This is a genomic window from Deinococcus aerius, from assembly GCF_002897375.1.
Taxonomy (GTDB): Bacteria; Deinococcota; Deinococci; order Deinococcales; family Deinococcaceae; genus Deinococcus; species Deinococcus aerius.
In genome coordinates, this window is sequence record NZ_BFAG01000020.1 from 47126 (window position 1) to 62614 (window position 15489).

14 protein-coding genes are annotated in these 15489 nt (G+C 68.9%); 1 reads left to right on the top strand and 13 read right to left on the bottom strand.

Going from position 1 to position 15489, the window contains the following annotated elements; translation table 11 throughout:
* Window positions 1–6 precede the first annotated feature (6 nt).
* The 9 genes from DAERI_RS20340 to DAERI_RS20380 form a co-directional block, all read right to left on the bottom strand.
* A complete protein-coding gene (locus tag DAERI_RS20340; protein WP_103131272.1) occupies window positions 7–1008 on the bottom strand; it encodes a fumarylacetoacetate hydrolase family protein in 1002 nt (333 codons plus the stop codon).
* A gap of 72 nt (window positions 1009–1080) precedes the next feature.
* On the bottom strand, window positions 1081–1839 hold the full coding sequence (locus tag DAERI_RS20345) for a cyclase family protein (RefSeq protein ID WP_103131273.1): 759 nt from the start codon (window positions 1837–1839) through the stop codon (window positions 1081–1083).
* Between the two features lie 9 nt (window positions 1840–1848).
* Window positions 1849–2880 (bottom strand): VOC family protein, encoded by a 1032-nt coding sequence (locus DAERI_RS20350; protein WP_103131274.1) that lies wholly within the window; start codon window positions 2878–2880, stop codon window positions 1849–1851.
* A 103-nt stretch (window positions 2881–2983) separates the two neighbouring features.
* The gene (locus DAERI_RS20355) at window positions 2984–4531 is read right to left on the bottom strand and encodes a GMC oxidoreductase (protein WP_103131275.1); all 1548 of its coding nucleotides are present in this window, start codon (window positions 4529–4531) and stop codon (window positions 2984–2986) included.
* On the bottom strand, window positions 4531–4908 hold the full coding sequence (locus DAERI_RS20360) for a C-glycoside deglycosidase beta subunit domain-containing protein (RefSeq protein WP_103131276.1): 378 nt from the start codon (window positions 4906–4908) through the stop codon (window positions 4531–4533). Before DAERI_RS20360 ends, DAERI_RS20355 begins: the two co-directional genes overlap by 1 nt.
* Window positions 4901–5902, bottom strand: coding sequence for a sugar phosphate isomerase/epimerase family protein (locus DAERI_RS20365; protein ID WP_103131277.1), 1002 nt, complete (start codon window positions 5900–5902; stop codon window positions 4901–4903). Before DAERI_RS20365 ends, DAERI_RS20360 begins: the two co-directional genes overlap by 8 nt.
* Window positions 5903–6067: 165 nt before the next feature.
* Window positions 6068–6892 carry a carbohydrate ABC transporter permease gene (locus tag DAERI_RS20370; protein ID WP_103131278.1) on the bottom strand — a complete coding sequence of 275 codons (825 nt, stop codon included), beginning with the start codon at window positions 6890–6892 and terminating at the stop codon, window positions 6068–6070.
* The gene (locus DAERI_RS20375; protein WP_201262795.1) at window positions 6889–7830 is read right to left on the bottom strand and encodes a carbohydrate ABC transporter permease; all 942 of its coding nucleotides are present in this window, start codon (window positions 7828–7830) and stop codon (window positions 6889–6891) included. The genes DAERI_RS20370 and DAERI_RS20375 overlap by 4 nt, the downstream gene beginning before the upstream one ends.
* A 70-nt stretch (window positions 7831–7900) precedes the next feature.
* Window positions 7901–9148, bottom strand: coding sequence for an ABC transporter substrate-binding protein (locus DAERI_RS20380; RefSeq protein ID WP_103131279.1), 1248 nt, complete (start codon window positions 9146–9148; stop codon window positions 7901–7903).
* 469 nt (window positions 9149–9617) lie between these two features.
* On the opposite strand from DAERI_RS20380, the gene DAERI_RS20385 reads away from it, so the two are divergent.
* Window positions 9618–10310, top strand: a complete 693-nt coding sequence (locus tag DAERI_RS20385) for a GntR family transcriptional regulator (protein WP_103131280.1) — start codon at window positions 9618–9620, stop codon at window positions 10308–10310.
* 6 nt (window positions 10311–10316) lie between these two features.
* On the opposite strand, the gene DAERI_RS20390 is transcribed toward DAERI_RS20385, so the two are convergent.
* The 4 genes from DAERI_RS20390 to DAERI_RS20405 all read right to left on the bottom strand — a co-directional run.
* Window positions 10317–12713 (bottom strand): beta-glucosidase, encoded by a 2397-nt coding sequence (locus DAERI_RS20390; RefSeq protein WP_103131281.1) that lies wholly within the window; start codon window positions 12711–12713, stop codon window positions 10317–10319.
* Window positions 12710–13309 (bottom strand): NADPH-dependent FMN reductase, encoded by a 600-nt coding sequence (locus tag DAERI_RS20395; RefSeq protein ID WP_103131282.1) that lies wholly within the window; start codon window positions 13307–13309, stop codon window positions 12710–12712. The genes DAERI_RS20390 and DAERI_RS20395 overlap by 4 nt, the downstream gene beginning before the upstream one ends.
* A complete protein-coding gene (locus DAERI_RS20400) occupies window positions 13306–14421 on the bottom strand; it encodes an LLM class flavin-dependent oxidoreductase (RefSeq protein ID WP_103131283.1) in 1116 nt (371 codons plus the stop codon). The genes DAERI_RS20395 and DAERI_RS20400 overlap by 4 nt, the downstream gene beginning before the upstream one ends.
* 133 nt (window positions 14422–14554) lie before the next feature.
* On the bottom strand, window positions 14555–15489 hold a 935-nt coding region (locus DAERI_RS20405), incomplete at its 5' end, for a TetR/AcrR family transcriptional regulator (RefSeq protein ID WP_235610487.1).

Consider the following 15489-nt stretch of genomic DNA (forward strand, 5'->3'; position numbering starts at 1 on the left):
TCGGGGTCAGTCTCCGGTCAGAACGGCTGGTCGGCGGGTGGGGGTCCAGCCCTGCCCGTCGGGGTGGCCGACCGTGTTGCGCAGCACGCCGATGCCCTCGATGTCGAGTTCCACCACGTCCCCGGGCCGGACCTCCCGCCCCAGTTCCATGCCGCAGCCGCGCCCCACGGTGCCGCTCCCCAGCAGGGAGCCCGCCAAGAGCGGCTCGCTGGCGCTGGCCCACGCCACCATCTCCTGCACGCTCCACATCAGGGTGGAGGTGCTGCCCCGCGACCAGACCTCGCCGTTCACCCGGGCCGTCATGGTCAGGTGGTGCGGGTCGAGTTCGTCGGGCGTGACGATGACCGGGCCGCAGGCTGAGGCGAAATGCTTGCCCTTCGACGGCCCCAGGCGCCCCCCCATCTCCCGAAGCTGGATGTCCCGCGCGGAGAAGTCGTTCAGGACGGTAAAGCCCAGGATGTGCGCGTCCGCCTCCCCGGGGAGGATGTTGCGCCCCCCCCGCGCGATCACGATGCCGAGTTCGAGTTCGTAGTCCATCCGCGACCGCGCGTACGTCGGCCAGGGCATCGTCGCCTCCGGGCCGATGAAGGCGGGCGCACTCCCCAGGTAGGAGATGGGAATCTCGTAGACCACCGGATCGACGGTGCCGCCGCTGCGGTGGGCGGCGTTGACGATGTGCTCCTCGAAGGCGAGGAAGTCCCGAAAAGAGGCCGGGTCGATGGGGGAGAGGAGGGGACCTTCCCCGGCCACCGCGTCCCCGCTGGTGTCCTCGCTGGCCGCGCGCAGGGCGTCGAGAAAGAGGTCGCCGTGGGTCAGGGCGGCGGCGAGACTGCCCGGGACGACCTGACCGGCCACGTCGAGGGCGGCCTGGGGGGTGGCGCCGCGCCGCTGCAAGGTGAGCCCGTAGTGGCGGCGCACGTCCACGAGGGGGGATTCGTCGGTCGCCTGGACGACGATCCGCGCCTGTGGCCCGTCGGGCGTGGGGAGAGAGATTCGGGCGATACGCATGGGGATCTCCAGGGGGAAGGGAGGGGCCGCGGCGTCCGGACAGACGGCCAGCGGCCCCGGAGGCGAGGGGAATCAGTTCAGGATGGCGACGACCCGGGCGGGCGCGGCGCTCCCCCCGACCAGCCGCAGCGGGAAGCAGGCCACCTGGAACCCGCTGGGGGGCAGGGCGCCCAGGTTGGCGAGCCGCTCGATCTGCGAATACGGGAGGTCCACCTGATGGGCGGCCCAGAAGACGCCGGGGGCGTTCCCCTCGCGGGCCGCCGCCGCCTGCCGGTCCAGGGGCGCGTCCCAGCCCCAGGCGTCGATGCCCATCACCCGGACGCCCTGGGCGAACAGCCAGCGGGTCGCGTCCGCGCTCACGCCGGGCCCGCGCAGCCAGTAGTCCGGCTGGCCGTAGAACTCGTCGCGCCCGGTGCGGATCAGCACGATGTCCCGTTCCTTCAACGTGTGGCCGATGCGGGAGAGTTCCGCGATCAGGTCCTCGACGGTGACCACTTCCCCGTCCGCCTTGTGCCGGAAGTCGAGCGCCACGCCGGGCGCGAAGAACCACTCCAGCGGGAGCTGGTCGATGCTCTGCGCGGGCTCGCCCCCAATCGTGGAGTTGTAGTGCAGCGGCGCGTCCACGTGGGTGCTGGAGTGGGTGCCGAAGTTCGTGAAGGTCTCGGTCGCCCAGCCCTCGCCATTCCGCAGCAGCTCTCGGGGCACGCCGAACATCTGTTCGATCTCGGCGCCGCCCTGGGCATTGCCACTGTACGTGATGCTGACCCGCTGGAACTCGGGCACGCCGGGCGGGGAGGGCTGGATGGGGACGGACAGGTCGATGATGCGCATGGGGGAGGCTCAGCCGCGTCCCTGCCGGGCGTAGGGGTTCTGGATCGCGGCGGCGAGGTCGTCCTCGGTGCCGGGGAGAGCCCCTTCCTCGGTGGCGCTGGGGCCGGGGGCGGGCGGGAAGCTCTCGGTCATGGAGTGCGGCATGGAGGAGTTGCGGTACAGGCTGTTGGACCCCTGCGAGGGTTTCCAGTCGTGGGGCTCCCAGTCGGGCACGTAGTTGCGGTAGCCCCCGGTGTTCAGCTCCACCCGCAGGCCGCTGGGCTCGCGGAAGTACAGGTAGGTCTGCTCCCCGATCCCGTGAATCGAGGGGCCGTACTCGATGGCGGTCCCGCCCTCCAGCAGCACGTCGGCGGCGACGAGGTGCTCCTCGCGCGTGTCCACCCAGAAGGCGATGTGGTTCACCCGCCCGGGCACCCCCGAGCCGTCGAGCACCACGCCGAGGTCGTGCGACTTCTCGTTGGTGGTCAGCACGGCGAACACCGTGACCGGCGCCTCGTCCAGCGAGGTGTAGGCCATGATGCGGAAGCCCAGCGTCTCGCGGTACCACTTCGCAAAGCCCCTCACGTCGCTGGCCGCCACCGTCACGTGGTCGAGGAAGCGGGGGGCGACCCCGTGGTTGGTGCGGCGGGACGGGCGGTCAGGGTACTGGGACCGGTGCTGGCCTTCGGCCCTGTGCTTCTCGACCTCCCAGAACAGTTCCATGACGTGCCCGTAGGGGCCGGTGAAGCGGTAGGCCCGCCCGTGGCGGTGCTGGGCGTCGCGCCACTCGCCCTGCACGCCGCTGGCCTCGATGCGGCGCACGGCCTCCTCCAACGCCTCCGGGCTGCTCGTGCGCCACGCCATGTGCGCGAGGCCAGGCTGCTCGCCCCGTGTCACGACCAGGCTGTAGGTGTAGTAGTCACCCCAGCAGCGCAGGAACACGGAGTCGCCGTCGCGCTCGACTTCCCGCATTCCCATCTGCTCCTCGTAAAAGCGTACCGAGGCGTCGAGGTCGGGCGTGGTGATCTCCAGGTGGGCAAGGTGGGACAGCAACTGGATCATAAAGGTCCTCTCCGGTGGGGCACTCCCCGACAACATTACCCGGCTTTTGATGTTTGATCAAATATGGCACGTGAGGGGGCCGGGCGCAACCCCTCTTGCCCGGTCACCCCGCCACCACAGGCTCCCCTGCACGCCCGGCCAGCAGCGCGGCGATCCCGTCGCATGCCCGCACGGCGAGGGCGACGCTGGTGATCGTGGGGTTGCAGGCGGTCGAGGTGGGGATCACGCCATTGCCTCCCACGAAGAGGTTCCGGTAGCCCCAGACCCGCGAATGGCTGTCGCACACGGACTGCCCGTCGTCTTGCTCGCCCATGCGGACGGTGCCCTGGTAGTGCAGGGAACTGCCGGACGGCAGCAGGAACGGGCGGTCGTTCGTGAGGGGACGGCCCAGGGCGCGGATGGCGAGTTCCACTTCAGCCTTGGCCTGCTCAATCACGGCCTCGTCGGCGGGCGTCAGGGTGTGGTGAACGGTCATGCGGGGGAGCCCCAGGTAGTCCGTCTCGCTCTCGGAAAAGGCGATGTGGTCCTCGTACCGGACTTCCTTCGCGCAGAACCAGCCCAGGCCGACGACGGGGGTGCCGGTATCATGCTCCACCGGAATGGGGATGGGGGAAGCTTCCAGCTCCATCACCTGACCGTGGTAGGGGTGACTGGGCGAGTGGAACGGCACCCAGGACACGCCGCCCGCTGCCCGCCCCGCGTTCTCGGGCAGGAGCGCCGGGTTCAGTTGCACCGCGCCGAGCACCTGCGGCTGGTCATTGAGGTAATGCCCCAGCGCCGGGGGCCGGATGCCCGACGCCCACAGCAGTTGCGGGGTCCGCAGCGAGTCGGCGGCGACCACGACCACCCGCGCCCGCACCTCGTACCGCTCTCCGGTGGGGAGATGTTCGAGGACTGCACCCGTGACCCGGTCGCCGTCCACGGTCAGCCTGTGGCAGAGTGTCTCCGAGTGCAGGGTGAAGCCCGTGCCGTGTCCCTCCTCTGCCAGCGGCCCCAGCACCACATCAACGCCCGCCCAGCGCCGCTCGCCGCCTTCCGTTCGTGCCGCGAGGGGCATCGGCTGAACGGGCCGCTCGGGGGACAACCTCTCCCCGAACGCCCCCATCAGCGCCTGCCGGATCGCCCGCGCCGCGTCGGTTTCGGGATAGGCCTGCTGGGTCACGCCGAGGAGCCGGTTGGCCTCGTCGAAGGCCGCCTGCCATTCCTCCTCGGGGATAAAGCCGATGCGCTCCGTATTCCCGGGCGGGGGGCAGGCACAGGTCCAGTGCGCGCCCATGCCGCCCACGTTGGTGGACAGGGCGGCGGCGGGCATTTCCGGGCTGCCCAGCAGGAAGGTGCCGGGGCGGGCGAGCAGACCGGGCCGCGTGGGCGCTCCTTCGTGAGCCTCCTCCCCCGCCTCGGCCCGCTGGGCGGGCGTCGGGGTGCCGTAGACGTACTGAGTCGGCCCCTGGGAGCGCACCTGTGCCCGCTCGCGCTCGGCGGGGTCGGGGATGTTCTTGACGTGCAGGCCGGGGCGGGGGGTGAGCTGCGGTCCCGCGTCGATCAGGAGCACGCTGGTTTGAGGGGAGCGTTCCGCCAGCACCCGGGCAAAGGTAGCCCCTATAGGCCCACTCCCGACGATCAGCACGTCGATTTCCTGGCGAGGCGTCATCAGTCCACCAGCTTCAGCGTCTTGGCGTCCTGCCCGACCATCGGGACGGGGAAATACGAGATTCGCAGCCCGAAGTTCACCCCGACCTGATGCTCGCCCGGTCCCAGCTCGTGCGGGAGCCGCGCCGTGACGGTAGCGATCTCCCCGAAATTCCAGATGGTGTCGGTCTCGTCGTCGCGCCTGGCAAATGGGACCGTCCTGTCCCCCAGCGTGACCGTCAGGTTTTCCTCCGGCACGCGCTCGCCGTCCACCGTCACGTCCATCGTCTCGACCATCGAGAGGCCCAGCCCCCGGTAGTACGGCAGCCGGACGCCGAACTGCACGCCGCCGGGAACGCGCTTCAGGCTGTCCTCCACGACGATGTACTTGTCAAACATGGGCGACCTCCCGCTCCCCGATCAGGCGGGCGAGCATCCGCTGGTGACGGCGCACCTGCTCCACGCTGTCGACCTCGAAGGCGTCCTGGATGTGCCGGTTCCCCTCGTACTCGCTGGCGAGGTAGCCGCTGTAGCCGCCCTCTTTCAACACGGGAATGACTTCCTCGTACCCCAGGCTGGTTTCCCGGTCCTGCTCGTCCATCTCGTAGAACTTGGCGTGGACGTGGAAGATGCGGTCCATGTGTTCGAGGAGCCGCCTCGGGTTCGACCAGTTGTTGTGCCGCAGCATCTCGGCGGCGCGGATGTCCACCGGGTTGCCGCCCATGTTCCGCACGTCGCCCACCACGTACTCGGCCAGCACCCGGCGGTCGTACTGCTCCCGGATGTACTCGATGATGTGCGGCGTGGCGCCCTGCCGGATGAGCCGCTCGGCCATCACGGGCGGGAAGTGCTTGGTGAAGATGCCCATGTCGGGGATGAAACCCAGCAGCGGCGACCCCAGCCGGTCCATGAACTCGATGTGCCGCAGCACCCAGGGATGCTCGAAGTGCATGGGTGCGTGAATCTCCAGCCCCAGCCGCATGTTGGACTGCTCGGCGTGGGGCAGCACCTTCTCCATCAGCTCCGGCGACACGAAGTTCAGCACCCGGATCACCGTGCAGCCCAGGCGGCTCGCGTGCCGGATGTCGCGCACAAAGGACTCGACCTGCTCGTCCAGCGTCATCAGGCGGCCCCTGAACTTCTTCGTGTCGAGGAACATATCGTGGCAGACGGACACGGTGCCGTACTTCGCCATCATGGCGTGCCAGCCGTCATAGAAGGCGTCGTCCAGGTTGGGGAAGCCCGGCATCATCTGTTCGGCCAGCGACTCGATGCCGTAAGCGCCCATGCTGGCGCAGGCGGCCACGCAGTCTTCGAGGGTCATCTTCCGCAGGAAGAATTCTTCCTGGAAGCTGTAGAGACTGACGCCGCGTTTGATCTGTGGCTGGGTCATGGTTCCTCCCTTTCTGCTAGTGAATGACGACGGGGATAAAGAGCGTCCTGTTTCTGCCCCTCCCCCTTGAGGGGGGAGGCTGGGACTCGTAGAGCTGCGCAGCAGAGGGGGTGAGCGGGCATGGCGCTCCAGAAAAACGGAGCTTCTCTTACCCGAGGTGCTCCTCTACCCCTTCACCCCACCCGAGAACCCCTGAATCAGTTGCCGCTGCGCGAAGATGAAGAACAGCAGCGCGGGGACCAGGGCAATCGCCACCGCCGCGAACACGTAGTTCCACTGGGTCGCGTAGTTGCCCACGAAGGAGTACACCGCCACCGGCAGGGGCGTCTTCCCGGTGCCGCTCAGGAACACCAGCGGGTTGAAGAAGTCGTTCCAGATCAGCAGGCCGGAGAGGATCGCCACGGTGCCCGTCACGGGCCTCAGCAGCGGGAAGACCACGTGCAGGAAGGTGTACCAGACGCTCGCGCCGTCGATCTGCGCGGCCTCCTCGTACTCGTGGGAGAGCTGGCGCAGGAAGCCGGTGTACAGGAAGATCGCCAGCGGCAGCCAGGTGGAGACGTTCAGCAGGATCAGCCCGGTGTAGGTGCCCAGCAGGTGCAGCCGCTTGAACAGCGAGTAGATCGGGATCAGGCCCAGTTGCGAGGGCAGCACGATGCCGATCAGGAAGAGCAGGCCCATGATGACCGCGATGTTTCCCTCCCGCCGCGCGAGAGTGTAGGCCGCGGTGGAACTCAGGGCCACGATCCCCAGCACGCTCCCGCCCGTGATGATCAGGCTGCTCACGAGCGCCGAGCCCAGGTGCCCGCTCTGCCACGCCCCGGCGTAGCTGCTCAGGTCGATGCGGCTGGGGAGTTGCAGGGCCGAGGTGAACAGTTCGGCGGTGGGCTTGACCGAGATCACGATCAGGAAGAGGAAGGGAATGGCCCAGATCAGGGCGAGGAGCCACAGCCCGATCTCGCGGGTCAAAAGCCTGTTCTTGCGGCTTCTCATGCGTTCCTCCGCTCGGCAGCGCGGGTGGTGAGTTGCTGGATAATGGCCGCCGCAGCGATCAGCACCGTCAGCAGCAGGGCGAGCGCCGTGCCGTAGCCGTAGCGCCCGAACACGAACGTCTGCTTATACACCTGAGTCGCCAGCGTCTCGGTCGCCCCCAGCGGCCCGCCGTTCGTCAGCGCCATGACCTGATCGAAGATCGCCAGCCCCGAGATCACCGAGAGCTGGATGCTGATGGCGAGGGCCGGGGCCAGCAGCGGCAGCGTGACGCGCACGAGGCGTTGCCAGGAGGACGCCCCGTCGATCTCGGCGGCCTCCTCGACCTCCTGCGGGATGCCTTGGAGGCCCGCCAGCAAAATCACCATCGCCAGCCCGGAGAACTGCCAGACCAGCACCACGACCACCGCCCAGAAGGACCAGGTGGGGTTGGCGAGCCAGGTCTTCTTGAGGGCGCCCAGCCCCAGCACGTCCAGCGCCCCGTTGATCGGCCCGGAGTAGTCGAACAGGAAGCGCCAGATAAAGGCCGTGGCGAGCTGGCTCATCACCACCGGGGCGAAGAAGGCGGTCCGCAGCAGGTAGCGAGTCCGCAGGTGTTGATTGAGGGCGACGGCCAGGAACAACCCGACCAGATTCGTCAGCACCACGAAGCACGCGGCGAACTTGACGGTGTTCAGCAGGGCGGTGCGGGCCCCCTGGTCGGTGAAGATCTGGCGGAAGTTCTCCAGGCCGGTGAAGGTGGCGGTCGGCGTCAGCCCGTTCCAGTCGGTGAAGGCGTACCAGCCGCCCGCGACGGCCGCGACGTAGCGGGCCAGGAAGACCAGGACCACTGCGGGGACGGCCCAGGCCCAGGGCGGCACGTGACGGGGGGGATTCGGGCGTTTCCGCCCGGTGGCCGGGTGGGCAACCCCTGGGATATTGCGGGAGTGGTGGCTGGTCACGGGGAGTCCTCCGGTGGGCCGAACCTCGTCCGGGAGAGGGTCGGAGGCGGCCAGTCGCCGCCCCCTCGTCTTACTTGCGGTTCCAGGCCGCGTCCAGGCGGGCGAGTAGCGCGTCCACCGTGAGTTGCCCGGTCAGCAAACCCTGAACGCCTTCACCCAGGGTGGTGTACACCTGGGGGTTGCTCCACTCGATCTGGATGAGGGGGGCGATGCGCGACTTGTTCCGCAGGGCGGTCGCAATCCCGCTCAGTTCGGGGGGCAGGTTCTGGCCGGTGGCGGCCTGCCGGGTGGAGATGTCCCCCGTCACCTTGGTGTAGAGTTCCGAGCCCCCGCCCGTGGCGATGAAGTCCGCGAAGGCGAGCGCCGCCGGGAGGTTCTTTGAGTTCTTGGAGACGGCGATGGCGTCCGTCGGCGACACGGCGAGGACCGTGCTGGCGGCGGTCGGCCCGGGGAGCACGAAGGCGCCCAGGTTCAGCTTCGGGTTGATGCTCTTGAGGGCCGAGATGGCGCCCGTGGGAATCACGAAGGCGAGGGCCTGGCCGCTCGCCATCGCCGGGGCCGCCTGGGGCAGGTCCGCGCCCTCGACGCCCGGAATGAAGCAGCCCGCGTTCTTCATGTCGAGCAGGGCTTGCAGGGCCTTTTTCCAGCTCGGGGTTCCGGCAAAGGTCACCTTGCCCGCCGTGCGCTTGGCGTTCCACTGCGGGTCGCTGCCCAGCACGTAGTTCTCGGCGAGGGTGGCGGCGAGCAGGCCGCCGTTCTGCGGGTTGGCGCCCGCCAGAGAGAACATGCTCTTGCCCTTGCTGCGGATCACGCCGCAGGTCTTGAGCAGTTCGGGCATGGTCTTCGGGAGGCTGACGCCGAGCTGCCCCAGCAGGTCCACGTTGTAGACGGCGGCGATGGGCGTCATGCCCAGCGGCACGGCGGCGAGCTGGTTGTTCTTCCAGTACAGGCCCCGGGAGGCGGTGGGGATCACCGTCTTGGCCCAGGGGCGCTTGCTCAGGTCGGCCACATAGCCCGCGTCCAGAAAGGGCAGCACGGAAACCAGCCCGCCCGAGCCCGCCGTGACGTAGAAGAGGTCCGGCGCGTTCCCGCCCTGAAGCTGGGTGCGCAGCACCTGCGGGTACCCGGTGCCGATGGGGAAGAACTCGGTCCTCACCTTGACGTTCGGGTACTTCTTCATAAAGGCGTCGACCAGCGCCTGCATGCTGGGGTTGCCCTGTTCGCTCGCCTGGGCGATCAGGCGCAGCTCGCCGCTCTGGGCGAGGGCGGGCGAGGAGAGCAGGGCCGTCAGGGAAAGCAGGGCGAGGGTGCGTTTCATGTCAGTACCTCCAAGGCAGGGGGCGGAAGACGAGGGAAACCCCGGCGTGACAGCTTCCGGAGACGGCGGGAGGTGAATGGGTCACCCCACGAAGTTGCCGCTGTTTGATGTTTGATCAAACATAACCGATATTCTGATTTTTGGCAAGCCGGGAGGAGGGGGGCGGGTGGGCAAGTGATCGCGTCCCACGGGGAGGAGAAGTGGGAAACATCGTTGGGTAGGACCCCAGATACAGCCCTCACGCACCTCTCCTGCTGGCGAAGAGACGCTTCTCTGGGCGGGTAATTACAGGCCGTGAGCCCGCCGACGGGCGGGAACGATGGATGATGGACGCTCACTCCCGATGCATCGGCGCATTTACCTCAAACAAGACCCCTTTGGGACAGGGGAGTCGAGTGCGGCCTCCTTCCCAGCCTCTAGTGCTCGTTCTAAAAAGATATGTGATCAAACCCTTTGCTAGACTGCACCTATGTTCCCCCGCACCGTTAAAACGGCCCTCGTGAACATGCTGCGCGACGAGATTGTGCGCGGCACCTTCGAGCCGGGCGAGCGGTTGCGGCTGGAGGACCTCGCCCAGCGGTTCGAGGTGAGCACCATGCCCATCCGCGAGGCGCTGAGCACCCTGGAATCCGAGGGGCTGGTGACCATCCAGCCGCACCGGGGGGCACAGGTCACCCGCTTTACCGCCGACGAGATCCGCGAGCTGTACGAGATGCGGGCCGCGTTGGAGGAACTGGCGACGGTCAAGGCGGTGCCGAACCTCACGGAGGAGGACTTCGCCCGGCTGGACGCCCTTGTGGCGGAGATGGAGCACCCGCAGGGGCAGTTCGACATGGCGCGGTTCTCGCAGAACAACATGGAGTTCCACCGGATCATCTACGACCGCGCCCACCGTCCCCACCTGGCGGCCCAGATCCGCGACCTGCGTTACCGGGTGCAGCACTACCTGCACAAGCACCTGGAAAGCACCAACTACAGCCTGTCGGGCAACGCCGAGCACCAGCGCCTCCTCGACCTGATGCGCGCCGGGAAGGCCGGGGAGGCCGGGAAGGAGATGCACCACCACATCCTGAGCACCGGGCTCAAGATCGCCGACATCATGGACATGGAAGAGGCGGCGCGTCCCGCCAGCAAGGGGCGGACGCGCCGGGCGTCAGGGTGAATGCTGTTAGAGGGTGACCTGCCCCGTCCAGCGGAGGTCCTGAAGCGAACGCCCCACATTCAGGGTCCACGTGCCCGGCGGCATGACCCACCCTCCCTCGGCCTCCGACCAGCGGCGGAAAGCCCGGGCGGGGACGGTCAGGTGGACCGTCCGCGTTTCCCCGGCGGGGACGACAGGTGCGGCGAAAGCCGCCAGCTCGGGGTGGGCCGGAACCCCCCCGAATTCCGGCTGCTCCAGGTACACCTGCACGACCTCCTTGCCCGCCCGGCCCGAGGTGTTGGTGACCTGCACGGCGACCCGAATGTTCCCGTCCGGCTGCGGCTCCACACCCACCCCGCCGTACTCGAACTCCGCGTACCCCAGCCCGTGCCCGAGGGCGAAGGCGGGGGCGACGCCGCGCGCGGCGAAGGCGCGGTAGCCGATCAAGACGCCCTCCTCGTAGCGCAGGTCGCCGCTGGTGTCCGGGGTGAGATCGAAGGCGGGGTAGTCCTCCTCCCGCCGGGCGAAGGTGACGGGCAGGCGCCCCCCCGGCTCCCGCAGGCCCGTGAGAACCTCGGCCAGGGCGGCGCCGAACCCCTGGCCCGGGAACCAGACCTGGAGCACGGCGGCAGCCTCAGTGGCCCATTCCGTATCTACCGCGTGCGCCGCGTTGACCACCACGACTGTCCGCGGGTTGACCGCGCAGACGCGGCGGATCAGGTCGAGCTGGGCCCCGGGCAGCCGGGTCGTGGTGCGGTCGCGGCTCTCCACGCCCGAGTCGGCGGTCTCGCCCACGACCAGCACGACCTGCTCGGCGCGGGCCGCCAGGGCCTCGGCGCGGGCGAGCAGGTCCGGCACCTCCGGCGGCTGGGCCCCGTACCACAGCCCCTGGGCGCGGGCGGGTGCGAAGGTCATCACGTATTCCAGATGCACGTCCTCGCCCGCCGTGAGCTCCAGGTCGAGGTGATCCGACTCGCCCCGCAGCAGGTGCCCCATCACGTCCCCCGACACAACCGGGGAGGGACGGCGGCCCCGCTCCACCCCGTTCACGAGGAAGGTCACGTCGCCCGTCCCGCCGTAGAACAGGCGGTAGACACCGCTGCGCTCGGGCCGCAAGCGGGTGCGGGCCCGCACGGTGCCGGGCCGCCCGGTACTCAGGCCCCCCGGCATGTCGCCGAACCAGACCAGGGTGGACGTTCGCCGCACCTCCTGAAAACTGGGCGCGCTGCCGGGACCCGGGGCATACTCCACCGTCAGGCCACGGTCACCACTGTCCGCCGTGATGGGCAGGGCGGACAGTGGCGGCAGGCGGTACTCGGGCAGGACACCCACCTCGTGGGTCACCTCGCCGAACTGCCGCCGCAGCGCTTCCAGGGGGGTGAGCACGTCCTCCGCAAGGGCAATGCGGGCGAAGGTCGCGCCCTGGTAGCAGGGGACGGAGGCGTTCGGGCCGATCACCGCGAGGGGCCGATCTGCACTGAGGGGAAGGACCGCCCCCTCGTTCTTCAGCAGCACGAAGCCTGCGGCGGCGGCCTCCGTCAGCACGGCCTGGGGGTCGCCTTCCGTCCCCTGCGGCGAGCGGTCCACCTGCCCGGCCCAGGCCGCTACTCGCCGCGCCGCCTCCACGACCCGTTCCTCCGGCACCTGTCCCTGCGCCACGAAGTCCGCCGCCTGAGGCCCCATCTGGCGCGGCGGGCCGGGCATCTCCAGGTCCAGGCCCGCGTTCAGGCTGCGGGCGCCGTCCTGCACCCCGAACCAGTCGGACATCAGCACACCGTTCCAGCCGAAGTCCCGGCGGAGGATGGACATGACGTGCGCCTGCTCACTACAGGTGACCCCGTTGCAACGGTTGTAGGCCATCATCATCGCCCACACGCCCGCCTCCGCCGCCAGTTCGAAGGGCTTCAGGTACACCTCGCGCAGGGTGCGCTCGTCCATCACCGAGTTCATGGAGTGCCGCTGCGTCTCGGAGTCGTTGCCGACAACGTGCTTGGCGACGGCGGAAACCCCGCGGGCTTGCATGCCGGAAATCCAGGCCGCGCCGATGGTGCCCGTCAGGAAGGGGTCTTCCGAGTACGTCTCGAAGGCGCGTCCGGCGAGCGGGCTGCGCGGCAGGTTCAGGTTCGGGCCGAGAATCGCCTGCACCCCGCGGCGGTGACACTCGCCCGCCACGACCTCGCCGACCCGGCGGGCCAGGTCCACGTCCCACGACGCGGCCAGCGCCGTGCCGCAGGGCATCACCAGCGACACGTCCCGCTCGTCAATGTGGGGGCTGGCGACCCCCATCGGGCCGTCGACCATCCGCACGGGGGAGATGCCGCGCTCAGGCCGGGCGGCGGTCGACCACAGGTCCGCCCCGGCAGTGAAGGGGGCCGCCTCCTCCAGCGTCCACGGGGCGGGGGTGACGGGCGGCTCGGCGGTCATGCGGGCACCCCGCTGCGGAGGGCGGCGGTCGCCCGCGCGAAGTGCAGGACCTGCCCGGCGAGCGTGGCGAGCTGGCCGTCGGTGGCCGCATCGGTGCAGCTCCCGTCGGGGGCGAAGGCCTGCACGGCCACGGTGTTGATGGTGACGCCCAGCGGCGTGGGCCAGCCCCGTAAGGCGTGTACGATGTCCCGCAGGGCGCTCAGCGTCACGCCGGTCCCCTGCCAGCCCGCCGCAACCACGATGCACCCCACCGCCCGCCCGTCGAGATAGGGCCGCTCGTCGCCTCGCAGGTCTTCGAGCAGGTCGAGCGCGTTCTTCACCAGCCCGGAGACACCCCCGTGATACCCGGGCGTGGCGACGAGCACGCCGTCCGCCTGCCGCACGGCCTCGACGAGCGCCACCTCCGCCTCATTCCGTTCCTGCTTCTCGGGAGCATACAGGGGGAGCGCGGCGAGTTCGGGGCCGCCGAAGAGCCGCGTCCGGGCCCCGGCCCGCTCGGCGTGCCCCAGCGCCACCCGCAGCGCCTTTTCCCCGCTGGAACCGGGGCGGGTGGTGCCGCCGATCCCCACGATGAATGGTCTCGTCGCGGCGGTCATACGCGGACCAGCTCCGGCTGCTTGAAATGCGGCATGACCTGCTCGGCAAAGAGGCGCATGGATTGCTGACCCAACCGCAGGCGCTCGTCGGTCAGCGGCCCGTTGGTGAAGCCCATCAGCACGTTGCCGATCCCGAGGTCCTGATATTCCTGAAGGTGCGCCCGGACCGTCTCGGGGCTGCCGTACAGGCACCACGTCCCGATCCAGTCCTCACTGAGCGCGTTAGGCGTCTCGTGAATCTTCACGTCGCTGATCTCCTCGGCCCGCTTGTTGTAGACCATCTCGCGGTCGATGGCCGCCTGGTAGCCCCGCAGAATCACCTCCAGCTCCTCGCGCGCCTGCTCGTCCGTCTCAGACACATGCACGCACTGGTAGGTGTGGGTTGTCCAGGAGAGGGCGTAGCGCACCACCTCCTCAGGATGACCGGCGGCCAGCAGGGCGTCCCAGTACACCTTGAAATACTTCTGCACGTGGGTGAAGGGCTCGGTGCCCCCGATCTTCGGCGGCGTGAAGGCCGGGATGAAGGCGGGGTAGCCGCTCTGGGCGGCACGCAGGGCGCTAGATTCCCGCAGGGCCACGCTCATCAGCGGGGCGTGACGCTTCCCATAGGGCGCGGGGACGATGCGCTGGATGACGGCCCCCTTGTAGTGCCCGGTGTCGAACACGACAGGCTCGTCGTCAATGCCCTTGTTCCACAGCCGCTCGGCGATGTCAAGGTTCTCCTGCGCGATGCGGGACGTTTCCTTGTAATTCACCCCGAAGCCGATCATCTCCTCGGGGGTGGTGCCGCTGCCGATGCCTACGAGTAGTCGCCCCTCGGTCAGTTGGTCGAGCAGGTTCACCCGCTCGGCGAACCGGACCGGGTGGTGGAGGGGCACCGTGGTGACCGACATGCCGAAGTGGACCTTCTTGAGCTGCCCCGCCAGGTAGGCCGCGAACACGAAGGGGTCGCTGGACATCGGGGCGTACCCGGTGAAGTGATGGTCGGGCATGAAGACGGCGTCGTAGCCCAGCCTCTCAGCCTCCCGGGCGTGCTCGGTCAGGGCTTGGATGATGGCGCGGTCCTGTTCGGGGGCGGTGGAACGGCCAACGAGAAAGACGGAAAAGCGCATGGGTCCTCCGGGGTGGGAGAGAGGCTGGGCGCCGTTGTTCCCGGCGAGGGAGCGGCGGCGGACGACAAGAACTAGAATTACCGTTCTAATTAAGAGTGCGCTAGATTTGATCAAAAGTCAAGAGCGGGCTGGCTCAGGCGCGGGGACCGTACCGCAGGAACAGCTCGCTCATCTCGCCCAGGTCATGCTTCAGCTCGTCCCAGTCGCCCTCGCCCGCTACATCCGCCGTCGATCCCAGGCCGAGGTAGCGGGCGAAGGCGGCGTACGCGAGCGAGAAGCAGGCCTCCACCGCGTGTTCGGGCCGGGGATGTCCGATCTCGGCGCGGCGCTCCAGCAGGGTGTCCACCCAGCCCTGCCTCAGCTTGTGAAAGGACCGCTTGCCGAGGCTGGCGACGGTGGGGTTGGAGGGGGCGCGCGACATGAGCGGGCGAAGCAGGTTGGCCTGGGCCTTCAGGAACTCGCCCAGCGCCGAGACCATCTTGGTCACCAGGGCGCCGAAGGGGAGATGCTCGGCGCGGATGTCTGACAGCAACTCGGCCTGCTGCCCCTCGACCCGCTCCAGAATCCGCACCTGCACAGCGTCCAGCAGGTCCTCCTTGCCGCGCACCCGCCCGTAGATGGATCCGGTGGAGACCCCCGCCCGCTGACTGACCCCCGCCAGCGTGAGCTGCTCGTACCCCTCCTCGCTGAGGATCTCGATGGCCGCTTCCAGAACGCGCTCGAACGACTGGCGGCTGCGGTCCTGCTGTGGGGTGCGAATACCTTTCAATTCCGTCATGCGCTGTTCGCCGCCCAGCCTAGCGCGTTTGTCACTCCGCCCGGCGTTCCGCCGCCGAAGGCACAGGACCACCACGCTCAGTCCAACGAGAGCCCCGAGCACCGTCTCTCCGGCGCGGGCAGCCAGCAGACCCGGCGGCGGGACGGGATACGCTGGTTGCGACATCCGCAGCGCCAGGGGCGTCACGAACAGCAGCGCCACGACCAGGACCACTAGCATCCAGGGGCTGAGTGGAACGGCGAGTAGCAGCGCCGTGCTGCAACCAGACGCCGCCACCACAGCGCCCGCTT

Excerpts from the sequence above, each read along its gene's own strand:
- DAERI_RS20380 (WP_103131279.1), bottom strand. The coding sequence starts at position 9,148 with ATGAAACGCACCCTCGCCCTGCTTTCCCTGACGGCCCTGCTCTCCTCG.
- DAERI_RS20355 (WP_103131275.1), bottom strand. The coding sequence starts at position 4,531 with ATGACGCCTCGCCAGGAAATCGACGTGCTGATCGTCGGGAGTGGGCCT.
- DAERI_RS20395 (WP_103131282.1), bottom strand. The coding sequence starts at position 13,309 with ATGACCGCCGCGACGAGACCATTCATCGTGGGGATCGGCGGCACCACC.
- DAERI_RS20390 (WP_103131281.1), bottom strand. The coding sequence starts at position 12,713 with ATGACCGCCGAGCCGCCCGTCACCCCCGCCCCGTGGACGCTGGAGGAG.
- DAERI_RS20400 (WP_103131283.1), bottom strand. The coding sequence starts at position 14,421 with ATGCGCTTTTCCGTCTTTCTCGTTGGCCGTTCCACCGCCCCCGAACAG.
- DAERI_RS20365 (WP_103131277.1), bottom strand. The coding sequence starts at position 5,902 with ATGACCCAGCCACAGATCAAACGCGGCGTCAGTCTCTACAGCTTCCAG.
- DAERI_RS20370 (WP_103131278.1), bottom strand. The coding sequence starts at position 6,892 with ATGAGAAGCCGCAAGAACAGGCTTTTGACCCGCGAGATCGGGCTGTGG.
- DAERI_RS20385 (WP_103131280.1), top strand. The coding sequence starts at position 9,618 with ATGTTCCCCCGCACCGTTAAAACGGCCCTCGTGAACATGCTGCGCGAC.
- DAERI_RS20340 (WP_103131272.1), bottom strand. The coding sequence starts at position 1,008 with ATGCGTATCGCCCGAATCTCTCTCCCCACGCCCGACGGGCCACAGGCG.
- DAERI_RS20360 (WP_103131276.1), bottom strand. The coding sequence starts at position 4,908 with ATGTTTGACAAGTACATCGTCGTGGAGGACAGCCTGAAGCGCGTTCCC.
- DAERI_RS20345 (WP_103131273.1), bottom strand. The coding sequence starts at position 1,839 with ATGCGCATCATCGACCTGTCCGTCCCCATCCAGCCCTCCCCGCCCGGC.
- DAERI_RS20350 (WP_103131274.1), bottom strand. The coding sequence starts at position 2,880 with ATGATCCAGTTGCTGTCCCACCTTGCCCACCTGGAGATCACCACGCCC.